Genomic DNA, 15,597 nt, shown 5'->3' on the forward strand with positions numbered 1-15,597 from the left:
CACTGAGAGGTCGAGCGTGGCTCCCTCCAGGGGGGCCCGCACGACCTCGGGTTATCTGAAAACGATGTTCATCGTCGGTGCTTCACGGTGTGCTCATGAATTCGTGTACCTGTTCTCCTCGTGGCGCGGCGGGATGCCGCGGCCGTTCGGCCGGTCGATCGTGGCGCTCGCCTTCATCACAGCTCACGCTGATCGTCGGCCAACTCTCGGGTCAGCGCGGACAGATCGAGGGGACCTGCCACGCGCAATGCACGCCCGACGGCTCGACGTCGCTCCGCCTGCCGCAGACAATCGGACCGGGGATGCAACCACGCACCCCTACCCGGCAGTCTCCGACGATGATCGACCACGGCGACGAGGTCACCGGTATCCGAGACACCGGCGACGATCCTCACCAAGGCGGAGGACGACTCGCGCTGTCTGCATCCTACGCATGTACGTACCGGCGGAACCGGTTCCGAACGCGACGAATCCGACTGTGCGTGTCGAGCCGTCTGCGAGTCTACCGCTGTTCGTCGGCTCACCCGAACACATCCCTCTCGTCGGGTCAGTGTTCGTCGTCGATCGGGGCCGCGTCGCTCCGGATGTCGATTCGCCACCCGGTCAGCCGGGCGGCGAGTCGCGCGTTCTGACCCTCCTTGCCGATGGCCAGGGACAGCTGGTAGTCCGGCACCACGACGCGGGCGGCTCGGGCGGCCTCGTCGACCACGGTCACGGACACCACCTTCGACGGCGAGAGGGCGTTGCCGACGAACACCGCGGGGTCGTCGTCGAAGTCGATGATGTCGATCTTCTCGCCGCCGAGCTCGCTCATCACGTTGCGCACGCGCTGCCCCATCGGGCCGATGCACGCGCCCTTGGCGTTGAGGCCCGAGATCGACGATCGCACCGCGATCTTCGATCGGTGTCCCGCTTCGCGAGCCACGTTGACGATCTCGACGGACCCGTCCGCGATCTCGGGTACTTCGAGCGCGAACACCTTGCGCACCAGGTTGGGGTGCGTGCGCGACAGCGTGACCTGAGGACCACGCTGTCCGCGAGCCACGCCCACGACGTAGCACTTGATGCGCTCACCGTGCTCGTACGTCTCACCCGGAACCTGCTCCGCGGGAGGAACGGTCGCGTCGAGACCGCCGGAGTCGCTCCCGATCCGCACGACGACGGTGCCGCGCGCGTTCAGTCGCGAATCGGCCTGGACGAGCCCACCGACGATCTCGCCCTCGTGCGTGACGAACTCACCGAAACTCTTCTCGTTCTCCGCGTCGCGCAGGCGCTGCAGGATGACCTGACGCGCCGTCGTGGCGGCGATCCGCCCGAAACCGGCCGGAGTGTCGTCGTACTCGGTGACGAAATTGCCGTCCTCGTCCGTCTCCCGTGCCATCACCCGTACGTCACCGGTCTTGCGGTCGACGTCGATCCGGGCGTCCCGCTGATGCCCGTCGGTGTGTCGGTAGGCGGTCAGCAGCGCCGACTGGATCGTCTCGATCACGGCGTCGGCGGTGATGCCCTTGTCCGCCTCGATCGCTCGCAGTGCGGTCATGTCGATGTTCACAGCTCTATCGGCTTCCGTCGTCGGTGTCGTCGTCTTCGTCGCCCGCGGCCGGCTCCTCGGGCGGGTCGAGCGGGTCGTATCGCCCGGGTGTCACGCCACCGGCGAGTTCGAGTTCGGCGGGGCTCGGCGGCCTGAACTCCACCTGCACCACCGCACTGTCGATGCCGGACCGGTCGAGAGTGCGCACCGTCGGACCGGTCCTCGTGCGAACGACCAGATCGACCTCGTCGTCGCGCAGTTCGCCCACGCGTCCCTCGACGGTCTCGTCCCCGTGGGTGACGACCACCAGCCGACCCCGTGCGCGACGCCAGTGCCGATCCTCGGTGAGCGGGCGATCTACCCCGGGCGTGGTGACCTCGAGGTTGTAGGCGGTGTCGCCGAACGCGTCCTCGCCGTCGAGCAGCTCGGAGATCTCGTGACTGAGTCGGGCGATCGCGTCGAGTTCGAAGCCCGCGTCGCGATCCACGATCACTTTCACCACGCTCCGGCTGCCCGCCTTGCTGACGGTGACGTCCTCGACGTCCACGGGCCCCTCGACGAAGCCGGGATGTTCGGAGAGCAGTTCGACGACCCTCTCCCTGGATGGAACCGGCATCGCGGTGACTACTCCTCGTTCAGTTGTGGGTGCGGTGAACGCCGTCGGGCGCCCGGCGCGGGACACCACGATACCGCGAATTCCGGAGTGCTCGTGCCGAGCGAACCGCCGAGCGCGCACCCCGTGCGGCCTGGCACCATGGCCGATGTGTCGACGACAATTTCCTCCGTCTCCCCCCACCCCTCGGCCGGGCTGCGGATGTCGCGACGGGAGGTGCTGCGTGGGTCGGGTGTCGCAGTCGCCGCAGTGGTCACCACCTCCGTTCTCGCCGCGTGCGCGGGCGGCGACGACGCGGACGTGCCGGTTCCGGACCCCCTTCTCGCCGAGGCCGTGCGCGCACGATCGGACTCCGCGACCGCGACCGCAGCGATCGCGTTCTTCCCGCAGAGTGCCGACGTGCTCGCCGTCGTCGCTGCCGAGCGCACCGCCCACGCCGACGCGATGACGGCCGAGATCGCTCGCCTCACTCCCCCGCCGACCGCCACCGAACCCGCACCCGCGCAACCGACCGATGCCCCGACCGCCACGGTTCCACCGCCCGCGGCGCTCGGCGATCTGACCTCCGCGCTGACCGAATCGAGCAACCGGGCCGTGACCCTGGCTCGAACGCTCTCCGGCTATCGGGCGGGCCTTCTCGGCTCGATCGGCGCCGCCTGCGTCCTCGCCGCCGAAGCGATCGACGCATGAGCGAGCCCGGTCGCGAGCAGCAGGCCCTCATCGACGCGCTCGCGGTGGAGCACGCCGCCGTGTTCGCCTACGGCGTGGTGGCCGCCTTCTCCAACCCCACCCGCGATCCGCTCGTCGCCCGCTTCACCGCGGAGCACCGGGCGCGTCGGGACAGCACGGTGGACGCACTCACGGCCGCGAGTGTCACCGCGCCCGAACCGGCCGCCGCGTACACCGTGCCGACCCCGGTCACCGGGCCGGTGGAGGCGGCCGAGCTCGCGCTGACCGTCGAACAGGACACCGCGGTGGCCTGGCGGTCCGTCGTGGAGCGGGCGCAGTCGGGACCCACCCGCGAACTCGGTGTCACCGCGCTCACCGAGGCCGCGCGTCGCGCGGTCGCGTGGCGCCGAATCCTCGGGATCGTGCCTGCGACCACCGCGTTCCCGGGAACGCCCTAGCCGGACGAGGTCAGTCCGTGACGACGGCCATCATGAGGCCGTCGCGACCGTGCACACCGATCGTCTGGACGGCCGTCCCGTCGAGCCGCGGGTGCGAGGCGACGAGGTCGAGGAATCCGCGCAGCGTCTCGCCGGCCGGTCCGTTCTCGTCGACGGCTCCGTCCCCGACGCACCCGTCGGCGAGGAGCACCGTTCCGGGGCGACCGAGGACCAACGCCCACTCCACGTACTGCGCGCCCGCGGTGGTGCTTCCCGCAGTCGCGACCCGGCGAAGGTGGAGGTCGATCACCCCGAACAGCGAGTCGTCGTCGGTACGCACCTTCGGCAGGGTCGTCACCGGATCACCGACGACGACGTCGACCCGGTCGGCGAACCCGGCCGACTCCGCGGCCTCGCGGACCGCGCGGGCGGCGCCGTCGTCGGCGATCATCGTCACCACCTGACCCGACGCCCCGACGGCCCGAGCCGCGTGCACGGTGGACTCACCGTCGAGAGGGTCGACGATGAGCACACGACGAGCGCCGACGATGCGAGCCATGACGGAGGCGAGCTTGTCGCCCGCCGAGCGTTCGACGAACGTCCCCGCCAGACGAGCCTCGGTGTCGTCGATGCGCGCAGCGTCGAGATTCGTCACCGGGTACCGCGCCCCAGCGTGGCGAGGACCTCGCGCGCCGCGTCCTCGGCGGGAACCTCGCGGGTGTCGCCGGCGAAACGATCCTTCAACTCCACCGTGCCGTCGGCCCACCCGCGCCCCAGGACCACCGACAGCGGCACCCCGATGAGTTCCGAGTCCTTGAACTTCACGCCCGGGGACACCTTCGGGCGATCGTCCAGAATCACCTCGACTCCCTGCGCGTCGAGTTCGGCAGCGAGAGCCTCGGCGCCGTCCCTGGCTCCGGCGTCCTTGTTCGCGATGACGATGTGCACGTCGGCCGGGCTGACCTCAGCGGGCCAGCGCAGCCCCTTCTCGTCGTGCATCTGTTCGGCGATCACGGCGACGAGTCGCGAGACTCCCACGCCGTACGAGCCCTGGAGCAGCCGTACCGGCTTGCCGTTCTCCCCGAGCACTGCGACGTCGAAGGCATCGGTGTACTTGGTCCCGAGTTGGAAGATGTGCCCGATCTCGATGCCGCGCGCGGACACCAGGGTCCCGCGACCGTCCGGAGAGGGATCGCCGTCGCGCACCTCGGCGGCTTCGATGGTGCCGTCGGGCTCGAAGTCGCGGCCGGCCACGAGATCGACGACGTGCTCGCCCGTCGAGTCGGCCCCGGTGATCCACGCCGTTCCGGTGACCACACGCGGATCCACCAGGTAGCGCACTCCGTTGGCCAGCAACGCCTTCGGGCCGATGTAGCCCTTCACCAGGAACGGGTTCGCTGCGAAGTCGGCATCGCCGAGCAGCTCGAATTCCGCGGGTTCCAGAGACGCCTCGAGTCGCTTCGCGTCCACCTCGCGGTCGCCGGGCAGGCCGATCGCCAGCAGTTCCCAGTCACCTTTCGGCCCCCGCACCTTGAGCAGCACGTTCTTCAACGTGTCGGCCGCGGTCACCGTGCGGCCGAGATCCGCGCCGTTGGCCCAGTCGACGAGCGTGGCGATGGTCGGGGTGTCACCGGTTCGGTGGACCGTCGCCTCGGGCAGTCCGTCGAGGGCGATGGGCTCGGGGGCCGGAGTGACGACGGCCTCGACGTTGGCCGCGTACCCGCTCTCGATGCACCGCACGTAGGTGTCCTCACCCACTTCGGCCTCGGCCAGGAACTCCTCCGAGGCGCTGCCTCCCATCGCGCCGGAGGTGGCCGCGACGATCACGTACTTCACCGCGAGGCGAGCGAAGATGCGTTCGTAGGCCTGCCGGTGGGCGTCGTACGACGCCGCGAGCCCCGCCTCGTCCAGGTCGAACGAGTACGAGTCCTTCATCACGAACTCGCGGCCGCGCAGGATGCCCGCCCGGGGACGTTCCTCGTCGCGATACTTGGTCTGGATCTGGTAGAGCGTGACGGGCAGATCCTTGTAGGAGCTGTACTCCCCCTTGACCGTCAGCGCGAACAGTTCCTCGTGCGTGGGCCCGAGGAGCATGTCGGCGCCCTTGCGATCCTTGAGCCGGAACAGCCCGGGCCCGTACTCGGTCCACCGATTGGTCTTCTCGTAGGGCTCACGGGGAAGCAGGGCGGGCAGCGAGATCTCCTGCGCTCCCATCGCGTCCATCTCCTCGCGCACCACCTGCTCGACACGTCGCAGCACTCGCAGACCGAGGGGCAGCCACGAGTAGACCCCCGGCGCGACCCGGCGGACGTAGCCGGCGCGCACCAGCAGGCGGTGGCTCGGCACCTCGGCGTCGGCGGGGTCGTCGCGAAGCGTGCGCAGGAACAGGTGGGACAGACGGGTGATCACAGGCGAGAAGCCTAGTCGGTGCGAGCAACCCGAATACCGTCTCGGTACCGTTGGCGCCCGTGCTCGTTCTGCTTCCGCCCTCCGAAACCAAGTCCGACGGCGGCGACGGTCCCCCGCTCGATCTCGACGGTCTCTGGCTGCCCTCGCTGACCCCGATCCGGGAGCGTCTGGTGACGGCGTTGACCGATCTCGCGGGCGACGTCGACGCGTCCCGTCGAGCGCTGGGTCTGAGCGCGAAGCAGACCGCCGACATCGAGCGGAACGCCGTGTTGCGGACCTCCCCCACCGCGCCCGCCCTGGAGCGCTACACCGGCGTCCTGTTCGACGCTCTCGACGCGGCGCATTTCACCGCCGCCCAGCGGGCCAAGGCGGACGCCCGCGTGGCGATCGGATCGGCGTTGTTCGGAGCGGTGCGCGCAGCGGATCAGGTGCCGGCATACCGGCTGTCCGGTACGTCCACGCTGCCCGACCTCCCGTCGCTGCGGACTCTGTGGAAGGAACACCTGGCGACGGCGATCGCGGCGGACGCCGACGGGGCGATCGTCGATCTGCGCTCCGGCACGTATCGCGACCTGGGCCGGGTGGACGGTGCGATCACCGCCACGGTGCTCACCGAACGTGACGACGGATCGCGGACCGTGGTGAGCCACTTCAACAAACACCACAAGGGCCTGCTCGCCCGCGCCCTCGTCCTCACCCGAGCGGAGCCAACCGACGCGCGCGGCGTCGCGCGCGTCGCGGTCAAGGCCGGCCTGCGTGCCGAGGTGGCCTCGCCCACCGAGGTGGTCGTCCTGACCTGACCCGCGCGGCCTCAGGCCTGCGCTGCGTCCTGAGCGGCCTTCGCCTGCGCGACGTCGGCGGAGCTGTAGCGGATGAACAGAGCCGACACCGCGGCGATCGCGGCCAGCCCGGCGCAGCCGAGCAGCCCGAAGGTGTAGCCCTCGCCGAGGGCGATGATCTCGGGTCGATCCATCATCACGGCGGACCCCGTGCTGCCGCCGAGCGAGATCGTCCTGGCCGCGGCCATGGCGCTCACGACGGCGAGACCGAGGGGGCCACCCAGATTCTGCGCGACGAGCGCGATCGCGGTCAGGGGACCGATGTGATCGGGCGAGACGTTCGCGATCGCGCACAGCGGCAGCGCGATGACGGCGAGCCCGACGCCGAAGCCGATGCCGCCGATGGGCAGGAACAGGTTGGTCCAGTAGTCGGAGTCGATGTTCAGCGTCGACGCGTAGAGCAGATACCCCATGGTGATCAGCGCGCCCGCGGCGATGATCCATCGCGGCGCGACCCGCGGCGCGAGCCAGGCCGAGGCCACGGCCGCCAGGGCCATGCCGCCTCCGAACGGGATGAACGACAGACCGGCGCGCAACGGGCTGTACCCGAGCACGTCCTGCACGAACACGGCCACGATCACGGTCATCGCGAACAGGGCGCCGCCGGAGAAGAAGATCGCGACGAAGGTGGCCACTCGATCACGGTTCCGGAACAGCGCGAACGGCAGGAGCGGATTCTTGGCGGAGCGCTCGACCAAGAGGAACGCGGCGAGGAGAGCCAGGCCGGCCGAGACCGCACCGAGGACCACCGGATCGGTCCATCCCCGCTCGGGGCCCTCGACTATGCCCAGCACCACACCGGTCGAACCGAGCGTCGCGAGGATGGCACCGGGAACGTCGAGGGAGGCGCGCGCGGAGCTGGTCTCGGTGAGGGAGATCGCACCCAGGATCATGATGGCGATACCGATCGGCACGTTGATGAGGAAGATCCACCGCCACGACAACTGGGTGAGTGCGCCGCCGATGATCAGCCCCGAGAAGGACCCGATTCCGGTCATGGCCGCGTAGATGGCGATGGCCTGATTGCGGACGGGGCCGGGAGCGAAAGTGGTGGCGACCAGTGCGAAGGCCGTCGGCGACGCCACCGCGGCACCGGCGCCCTGGATCACCCGGGCGAGAACCAACATCGCCTCGTTCTGGGCCAGACCGCACGCGGCCGACGCGACGGTGAACAGCGCGACGCCGACCAGGAACATCTTCTTGCGACCGAACGCGTCGCCCATTCGGCCACCGAGGAGCATGAGTCCACCGAACGCCAGCACGTACGACGAGACGACCCAGTTGCGGCCCGCGTCGCTCAGTCCGAGATCGGCCTGCAGCGGAACGAGAGCGAGATTGATGACCGTGCCGTCGAGGACCGCCATGAGCTGCATCCCGCTGAGCGCGATGATGGCCAGGCCGAAGGCCCTCGTGGTCACCGGATACGTGATCGGCGCGGACGCTGCAGCGGAAGGAACTGACACGTCGGCACACTTTACTGCGCCGAGTGCCTCCGCCCTAGTCGCTCGACGGTCGGTTCGCCCGAATCGTCTCGTCGAACCCGGCGACGGGTCCGATCACGACGATCGCCGGCGGACGCACGTTCTCCTCGCGCACGCGTGTCGCGACGTCGGCCAACGTGGCGCGCACGACTCGTTGCGACCGGGTCGTTCCCTCCTGGACCACGACGACGGGCGTGTCGGACGCGCGACCGTTCTTCGTGAGCACCTCGGCGAACAGGCCGATCCGTTCGACGGCCATGAGCAGGACGATGGTCCCCGTCAACCGGCCGAGGGAGGGCCAGTCCACGAGGGAATCCGGGTGGTCGGGTCGAAGGTGGCCGCTGACGACGACGAACTCGTGGGTGACCCCGCGGTGGGTCACCGGGATCCCGGCCGCGGACGGGACCGAGATCGCACTGGTGATGCCGGGAACGACGGTGACGGGCACGCCCGCCGCCGTGCACGCCTCGAGCTCCTCGTACCCCCGGCCGAAGACGTAGGGGTCGCCACCCTTGAGCCGAACGACGAACTTGCCGGCCTTCGCGTGGGTGATCAGGGCGTCGTTGATGGCTTCCTGCGCCATGAACCGGCCGTAGGGGATCTTCGAGGCGTCGATCACCTCGACGTGCGGGCCGAGTTCCGCGAGCAGTTCGGGCGGTGCGAGTCGATCGGCCACGACGACGTCGGCGCGGGCGAGCAGGCGCCGACCGCGAACCGTGATCAGATCCGGATCGCCCGGGCCGCCACCGACGAGGGCGACGCCGGCCACCGACGGTTCGGCCGAGTCGGCGACGGCCCCCGACTGCAGCGCGTCGAGCACCGCGTTGCGCACGGACGCGGACCGCCGGTGTTCGCCGCGCGCGAGGACGCCGAGGGTCAGCCCGTCGTACTCCGCGCTCGCGGGCGTGACCGCGGTGCCGTCGCGGGCGATGTCGGCTCGTACGCAGAAGATGCGTGACGCCTCCGCCTCCGCGACGACGGCGCGGTTGGTGTCCGCCTCGTCGGTGCAGGCGATGACGTACCAGGCTCCGTCCAGGTCGCCGGCCCGGAAGGCGCGGAGCTCGAGCTCGATCTGCCCGAAGCTGGCCATCGCCTCGACCGCGGGCGTCGCGTCCCGGGTGATCACCGTCACCTCGGCGCCGCACGAGACGAGCAGCGGAAGCCGTCGTTGGGCGACGCTGCCGCCCCCGACCACGACGACCCGACGGCCGGCGAGGTCGAGGCCCACCAGATAGGGAGATTCGGTCGCGTCCACGTCGGGAAACCCTACCGTCAGCGGCGCCTGGCGCCCGCCGGGGTGAGGTCGAACTCCGCCGTCGTGGCCAACGTCTGCCGGCCGGAGATCACGGCGGCATGGTCGACTCGAAGCCGCAGTGCGAGCGAGTCGGTGGTGAGCGACATGACTCCGTTGTCGAACCAGGGTCCGGCCTCCGCGCCCCAGTGCACATCCACCGGTTCGACCTTCGCTCGCCGCGCCAGACGTTCGACCATCCGCGCGACCGGGCGCCGGATCGCGAGCCGGTTGACCGCGCGGATCGGGAGGTCGAGCGGGTTGCGAAACGGGGACATCGTGAGCTGGTACAGCGCGGTCGACGAGCGCACCGACGTCTCCGCGCGCGCCACGTACGAGCAGTGCACGTCCCCGGAGAGCCACACGATGCTGCGCGGTGCACGCTCGCCCACCACCATGTCGTCGACCAGCGTCACCATGTCCGCGAACGACTTTCCGAACGCAGCCCAGTGTTCGAGGTCGAGCGCGATGCGAAGCTTCTCCCCGATCCTCGCGAACCGGGCGCCCCAGGCGCCCTGCGCGACGGCCTCGTTCCACTGCTCGATGTTGTGGAGGGCGGGCAGCATGAGGAACGGCAGCGACGAGCCCAGCAGCACGTGTTCGGCGTCGGACTCGAGCGCACGCTCGCGCACCCACGCCCACTCCGCGTCGTCGACCATGGCGCGGCGATCGGGTTCGAGGACCCGGGAACAGCGAGAGTCGATCATGACCAGCCGCGTGTTGCCGAGATCGCGGTAGTAGCTCCACCGCGCGGACGACGGTTCGGAATCCGCCCGAAGCGCGAACTCGGCGAGCAGGCTCTCACGGTCGGCGTCGGACGCGGCGGAGCGCACCGCGGTGAACATCTCGTCCTTCTCGAGGGCCTCGGGCGAGAGGTTGCCGAGATGTTGGTAGACCCAGTAGGACGAGAACGCGCCCACCACGCGGTCGCGCCACCAGGGTTCGGCGGTGACCTCGGCGCGCCAGTCCGCCGAGGAGTTCCAGTCGTCCCGCAGGTCGTGGTCGTCGAGAATCATGCAGGTCGGTACGGAGGCCAGTAGTCCGCGCACCCGGTCGTCTCCCCACGACTCCTGGTAGAGCCAGGTGTACTCCTCGAAGTCGCAGATCTCCTCGGCCACGTCCGCGGACATCGCACCGGCCACCCGGTCCCCCGCCAGCCGGCGCGCGTGCAGGCGCTCGACCAGAGCCCCCGAGGGGTCGTCGGCGTAGACCTGATCACCGAGGAACACGAGCAGATCCGGCCACTGCGACGAGTCCTGTTCCGCGATGCGATCGGCGAGTCCCACGAGGGCGTCGGCTCCGATGCGCGCGAGAGCCTCGTCGGAGTAGGTGTCGCCGCGCCGACAGGAGCCGAAGGCCACCGTGACGGGTCCGCTCTCGCCCAGTGTCCGCACCGTCGCCCGATGGTCTGCGGTGGGCCACACGGTGACCCCGTCGAGTTCGACGCGATAATCGACCACGCTGTCGGCGGGAAGATCGGCGACGGCGAGCAGCGCGTAATGGTGCCCGTGCACACCCCAGGTGGGCTCCTGCGCGCTGGCGCCCGTCGAGGTGGTGACCGTGACCGTGCAGGCCGTGGCCGTCTCCACCCAGAACGTCGCGCGGTCGGTGCTGACGTATCGCACCAGTGGACCCAGCACCAGGGCCGTCGAGGAATCGTTCATTGCGCTCACAGTGCCACCCCGACGCATCGCAGGTGGGGCAATCGGTCGCGCGTCGCCGCCGCTGTGATCCGGCACGGCGTCGGAGATCGCCACCGTGACCGGCCCCACCACGGTTTTGCGTACCAGCAGCGGACCAGTACCCACGGACAGGGCCGCAGCTTCCGCGACGGAGGGCGTCCCGACCGCGCCCGCGACCCTGGTCGACGGCGTCGGAACCGGGACCGCGGCCAGTCGCGCTGCACTGCGACCGGCCACGGGAACGCCGAGGGCACTGGCGGCACCGAGAATTGCGTCGTCGCGAGCCCGGACGTCGAGCGTCGCCAGGACGACGATGGCTCGATCGGCGCCGACCACGCGTTCGATCGCGTGCAGGACCTGCTCTGCCGTCGCGGAACGTCGCAGACCGACTCCGACCACGACGCGCCTGCGGTCGGCGTTCACCCGTCGGTGCGCCGACCCACTCGGCAGGCCTCCACGAACCGGCCCAGCGCCGGCGCGATCGCCACGGGATGGGTGTGGAGATACGAGGCGTGCACGTTCCCCAGTTCGCTCACCGCACCCTCTCGGGCCGAGGACTCGTGCAGTCGCCATCCCCACGCCGACCGCCCGTCGGCCGCGCCCGGGGAAGCGGTGACGGTGGTGCGGTGGAACTCGTGGCCGGTGATGCGCTGGCCCGCGTCGAACATCACGGAATCCGTCAGTGCCACGGCGTCGCGGTAGCCCAGGGTGAGCGAGGAACCGAAGGTGGCGTCGAGATCGAGCACTCCCGCCATGCGGTGACCGTCGAGAGTGTGGGAGAGGTACAGCAGGCCCGCGCATTCACCGTGAACGGGTCGGCCGGCGGCGGCGTGGGCCGCGATGTCCGCCAACAGCGGTTCGTTGGCCGCGAGCTCGGCGGCGTGCTCCTCGGGGAAGCCGCCCGGAATCACGACCCCGGACGCCCCGTCGGGCAGCCGGTCGGATCGGGGATCGAAGACGACGACGTCCGCCCCCGCCGCGGCGAGAACCTCGGCGTGTTCGGCGTATCCGAAGGTGAACGCGGGGCCGCCCGCGACGGCGACGACGGGCGAGGGCGCGGACCGGTCGACGGGACCGCCGACGGCGAGGGCGGGATCCCAGGCAGGTACGTCCGGAATCCGCGCACTGCGAGCGACGGCGACGAGCGCGGCGAGATCGACGTGCTGCGAGACCAGCGCGGTCATCGCGGCGACGGCGTCGGTCGCGGCGGATCCGTGCTCGACCGCGGTGATCAGCCCCAGATGGCGGGAGGGAACGGCCAGGGCGGCCGCGCGGGGCACCGAGCCGATCACGGGTACGCCGACGCGCTCGCAGGCCTGCCGCAGTACCGCTTCGTGGCGGGCGCTGCCGACGCGGTTGAGAATGACGGCGCCGATCCGCAGCGCCGGGTCGAGGGTGGCGAACCCGTGCACCAGGGCCCCGATGCTCTGGCTCTGTCCGCGCGAATCCACGACGAGAACGACGGGCGCACCGATCGCGGAGGCGACGGCGGCCGTGGACCCCTCGGCGGCAGGACGGGCTCCACCGTCGTCGCCGAGCTCGATGCGACCGTCGAACAGACCCATGACGCCCTCGACGACGGCGATGTCGCACCCGGCGGTTCCGCGGCGCACCAGGGGAACGAGGTTCTCGGCCCCCACCATGACCGGATCGAGATTGCGTCCCGGTCGACCGGCGGCGACGGCGTGATACCCGGGGTCGATGTAATCGGGTCCGACCTTGAACGGCGCGACGGACGATCCCGCCGCCCGCAGCGCCCCCATGATGCCGGTGGCGATGGTGGTCTTGCCGCTGCCCGAGGACGGGGCGGCAATGACAACAGCGGGAAGGCCGGAGGCCGGTCGAGATTCACCGGGAAGGCCGGAGGCCGGTCGAGATTCACCGGGAAGGCCGGAGGCCGGTCGAGATTCACCGGGAAGGCCGGGTGTCACCATTCGATGCCTCGTTGACCTTTGCGACCGGCGTCCATCGGGTGCTTGATCTTGCTCATCTCGGTCACCAGATCCGCGGCGTCCATCAGCTTCTGCGGCGCATTGCGGCCGGTGATCACCACGTGCTGCGAACCGGGCCGCGCGGTGAGGGTCTCGACGACCTCGTCGACGTCGATCCACCCCCAGTGCAGCGGATAGGTGAACTCGTCGAGGACGTAGAAGCGGTGTCGCTCGCCGTCGATGCGGGACTTGATCTCGTGCCACCCGTCGAGGGCGGCCGCGGCGTGATCGACCTCTCCGGTCTTCTTGCGGGTCCAGGACCAGCCCTCGCCCATCTTGTGCCACTCGACGGCGCCGCCGACGCCGGTGGATTCGTGGAGGTCACCGAGAGTGCGAAAGACGCTCTCCTCCCCCACTTTCCACTTGGCGCTCTTCACGAACTGGAACACGGCGACGTCGAAACCCTGGTTCCAGGCGCGCAGAGCCATGCCGAACGCAGCGGTCGACTTGCCCTTGCCGGGGCCGGTGTGGACGGCGAGGATCGGGAGGTTTCGGCGCTGCCGGGTGGTGAGGCCGTCGTCGGGAACCGATCCGGGTTCGGGTACTCCTCGGGGCACGGTGAACTCCTGCCGTCACGCCGCGGCGCGGACGATGCCGGCCACGTTCTGGGAGGACAACTCGGGCAGGCTGACGTAGGCACCGCGGAGTGCGATCGCCAGTTCTCGTGCGAGACCCAGCTTGACCATGCCGGATTCGCAGTCGACGACCACCGATGCGACGGTGTCCGCCGCGAGCAGGGCCGCGGCCGTGCGGGCGCGGCCGACCGGGTCGACGCCGCCCGTGGCCCGACCGTCGGTGAGGGTGACCACCAGTGCGCGTCGGGAGGGCTCCCGGACTCGCTCACGGGCGATGACGTCTCGGGCACAGAGGAAGCCGGCCGCCAGCGGCGTGCGCCCCCCGGTTCGAACACCGTCCAGACGCGCCGCAGCGACGTCCACCGAACGGGTCGGCGGCAGCACGAGTTCCGCATCGGAACCGCGTACCGAGACCACCGCGACCCGGTCGCGCCGTCGGTAGGCGTCCCGGAGGAGCGAGATCACAGCGCCCGTGACAGCGGACAGGCGGTCCCGCGCGGCCATCGAACCCGACGCGTCGACGACGAAGACCACCAGGTTTCCCTCGCGACCCTCGCGCTCGACTCCCCGCAGGTCGGCACCGACGATGGACAGTGGTCCGGCCGCGGTGCGCCGTTCGGCGGCCTTCATCAGGGTTCCGAGAACGTGGAGGGTGCCGCCGGTGAACTCGGTGGAACGCACGGTGCGCCCCGAAGCGACCCGGGACCTCGAGCGTCGGCCCGGGACTCCGTCGCCGACTCCGGGGATCTGGAGCAGGCGGGCATCGAAACCGTCGCCGCTGTCGGCGGTTCCGGTGCCGGGTGTCTGCGGCGCCTTCTCGGAGGGCGATTCGGACGGGTCGTCCGTGGGCGGGGGTGTACGGGGCGGCGGAGCGGGCTGTTCGGACGAGTGCTCGTCGAGACCGGAATCGTCGGGCGCGGGCTCGCCGCCGTCGGGCTCGGGATCCGGATCGGTGTCGGGGTCCGGCTGGTGCTCGCGTACGTCGTCCGCGGCCGTGTCCATCGCCTTGTCGAGCTCTCCGTCGGCGAGGCCGGGAGCGTCGAACGGATCGCGTCGGCGTCGGTGTGGGAGAGCGAGTTCCGCCGCAATCCGCACGTCGTCCTCGGTCACCTCGGTGGCGCCCCGCCACGCGGCATGGGCGGATGCGGTGCGCGCAACGACGAGATCCCCGCGCATCCCGTCCACGTCGAACGCCGCGCACAGAGCGGCGATCCGGCGGAGTTCGGTGTCGTCCAGCACGACCGATTCCAGGCGGGAGCGGGCGTCGGCGATACGCCGGGCCACGGCGTCGTCGTCGAGGGCGAATCGAGACGCGAAGCCGTCGGCGTCGCTTTCGTACGACAGTCGGCGGCGCACCACCTCCATGCGCGTGTCGACATCGCGGGAGGCCACCACGTCGACCGCGAGGCCGAAACGATCCAGCAACTGCGGGCGCAGTTCGCCCTCCTCGGGATTCATGGTTCCGACCATCACGAAGCGCGCCGCGTACGAGTGCGAGATTCCGTCGCGCTCGACGTGCACGCGGCCCATGGCGGCCGCGTCGAGCAGCAGGTCGACGAGATGGTCGGGCAGCAGGTTCACCTCGTCGACGTAGAGGACACCTCGGTGCGCCGCGTGCAGCAGACCGGGGGTGAATCCCCGCTCCCCGTCGCGCACGATGCGTTCGAGGTCGAGCGATCCGACGACGCGGTCCTCGGTGGCCCCGACCGGCAGCTCGACCAGGCGAGCGGGACGGCGATCGCCGTCGTCCTCGACGGGCGGCAGCAACGCGGCGAGCGCACGGACGGCCGTGGACTTCGCGGTGCCCTTCTCCCCGCGCACGAGGACCCCGCCGATGCCGGGATGGACGGCACACAGCGCGAGAGCGAGGAGCAGTCGATCCTGACCGACGATGGCCGAGTAGGGAAATCCGGCCGCGCGGGCGTCGGTACCGGTATGGACTGCGGTGACATGTGGTGACGACAAGAAACGATCCTTCCGGCGACCCCGGTGACCACGCCGGGGCGTCGAGCAAGGCCGTGCGAGAACGCGCGGCGAGAAGATCGGTCGTTCGGCGATCTGGCTTTCGACTTCACCGAG

Annotated in this window: 14 protein-coding genes; 3 read left to right on the plus strand and 11 right to left on the minus strand. The window is 70.4% G+C overall.

What is annotated here, in order from left to right; translation table 11 throughout:
* Positions 1-176: 176 nt before the first annotated feature.
* Genes ACY466_RS12540 through rimP form a run of 3 tightly spaced genes read right to left on the minus strand, consistent with a single transcriptional unit; the run spans position 177 to position 2,147 of the window.
* A complete protein-coding gene (locus ACY466_RS12540) occupies positions 177-599 on the minus strand; it encodes a YlxR family protein (protein ID WP_463245709.1) in 423 nt (140 codons plus the stop codon).
* Positions 548-1,552: a transcription termination factor NusA gene (gene nusA / locus ACY466_RS12545; protein ID WP_463245710.1), complete on the minus strand. Its 1,005-nt coding sequence runs from the start codon at positions 1,550-1,552 to the stop codon at positions 548-550. Before nusA ends, ACY466_RS12540 begins: the two co-directional genes overlap by 52 nt.
* Positions 1,553-1,556: 4 nt before the next feature.
* Complete coding sequence (gene rimP, locus ACY466_RS12550) at positions 1,557-2,147, minus strand: ribosome maturation factor RimP (protein ID WP_463245711.1); 591 nt, start codon at positions 2,145-2,147, stop codon at positions 1,557-1,559.
* Between the two features lie 147 nt (positions 2,148-2,294).
* On the opposite strand from rimP, the gene ACY466_RS12555 reads away from it, so the two are divergent.
* Complete coding sequence (locus ACY466_RS12555) at positions 2,295-2,834, plus strand: hypothetical protein (protein ID WP_463245712.1); 540 nt, start codon at positions 2,295-2,297, stop codon at positions 2,832-2,834.
* Positions 2,831-3,271, plus strand: a complete 441-nt coding sequence (locus ACY466_RS12560; protein WP_463245713.1) for a ferritin-like domain-containing protein — start codon at positions 2,831-2,833, stop codon at positions 3,269-3,271. Before ACY466_RS12555 ends, ACY466_RS12560 begins: the two co-directional genes overlap by 4 nt.
* A 10-nt stretch (positions 3,272-3,281) precedes the next feature.
* Here the strand turns inward: ACY466_RS12560 and ACY466_RS12565 are convergent, their stop codons facing one another.
* Positions 3,282-3,905 carry an O-methyltransferase gene (locus ACY466_RS12565; RefSeq protein WP_463245714.1) on the minus strand — a complete coding sequence of 208 codons (624 nt, stop codon included), beginning with the start codon at positions 3,903-3,905 and terminating at the stop codon, positions 3,282-3,284.
* On the minus strand, positions 3,902-5,659 hold the full coding sequence (locus ACY466_RS12570; RefSeq protein WP_463245715.1) for a proline--tRNA ligase: 1,758 nt from the start codon (positions 5,657-5,659) through the stop codon (positions 3,902-3,904). Before ACY466_RS12570 ends, ACY466_RS12565 begins: the two co-directional genes overlap by 4 nt.
* A 59-nt stretch (positions 5,660-5,718) precedes the next feature.
* Here ACY466_RS12570 and yaaA point away from each other — a divergent pair, with 59 nt between their 5' ends.
* Entirely contained in the window at positions 5,719-6,459 is a 741-nt protein-coding gene (yaaA, locus tag ACY466_RS12575; protein ID WP_463245716.1) for a peroxide stress protein YaaA, read from the plus strand.
* An 11-nt stretch (positions 6,460-6,470) separates the two neighbouring features.
* Here the strand turns inward: yaaA and ACY466_RS12580 are convergent, their stop codons facing one another.
* From ACY466_RS12580 to ACY466_RS12605, 6 genes are all read right to left on the minus strand, one after another.
* Positions 6,471-7,871, minus strand: a complete 1,401-nt coding sequence (locus ACY466_RS12580) for an MFS transporter (RefSeq protein ID WP_463252265.1) — start codon at positions 7,869-7,871, stop codon at positions 6,471-6,473.
* A gap of 124 nt (positions 7,872-7,995) precedes the next feature.
* On the minus strand, positions 7,996-9,234 hold the full coding sequence (gene cobA / locus ACY466_RS12585) for a uroporphyrinogen-III C-methyltransferase (RefSeq protein ID WP_463245717.1): 1,239 nt from the start codon (positions 9,232-9,234) through the stop codon (positions 7,996-7,998).
* 17 nt (positions 9,235-9,251) lie between these two features.
* The gene (locus tag ACY466_RS12590) at positions 9,252-11,375 is read right to left on the minus strand and encodes a cobalamin biosynthesis protein (protein WP_463245718.1); all 2,124 of its coding nucleotides are present in this window, start codon (positions 11,373-11,375) and stop codon (positions 9,252-9,254) included.
* Positions 11,372-12,886: a cobyrinate a,c-diamide synthase gene (locus ACY466_RS12595; protein ID WP_463245719.1), complete on the minus strand. Its 1,515-nt coding sequence runs from the start codon at positions 12,884-12,886 to the stop codon at positions 11,372-11,374. The genes ACY466_RS12590 and ACY466_RS12595 overlap by 4 nt, the downstream gene beginning before the upstream one ends.
* Positions 12,880-13,500: a cob(I)yrinic acid a,c-diamide adenosyltransferase gene (cobO, locus tag ACY466_RS12600; RefSeq protein WP_463245720.1), complete on the minus strand. Its 621-nt coding sequence runs from the start codon at positions 13,498-13,500 to the stop codon at positions 12,880-12,882. Before cobO ends, ACY466_RS12595 begins: the two co-directional genes overlap by 7 nt.
* 15 nt (positions 13,501-13,515) lie before the next feature.
* The gene (locus ACY466_RS12605) at positions 13,516-15,483 is read right to left on the minus strand and encodes a VWA domain-containing protein (protein ID WP_463245721.1); all 1,968 of its coding nucleotides are present in this window, start codon (positions 15,481-15,483) and stop codon (positions 13,516-13,518) included.
* Positions 15,484-15,597: the final 114 nt, after the last annotated feature.

Source organism: Rhodococcus sp. K11/5 (genome assembly GCF_055193735.1).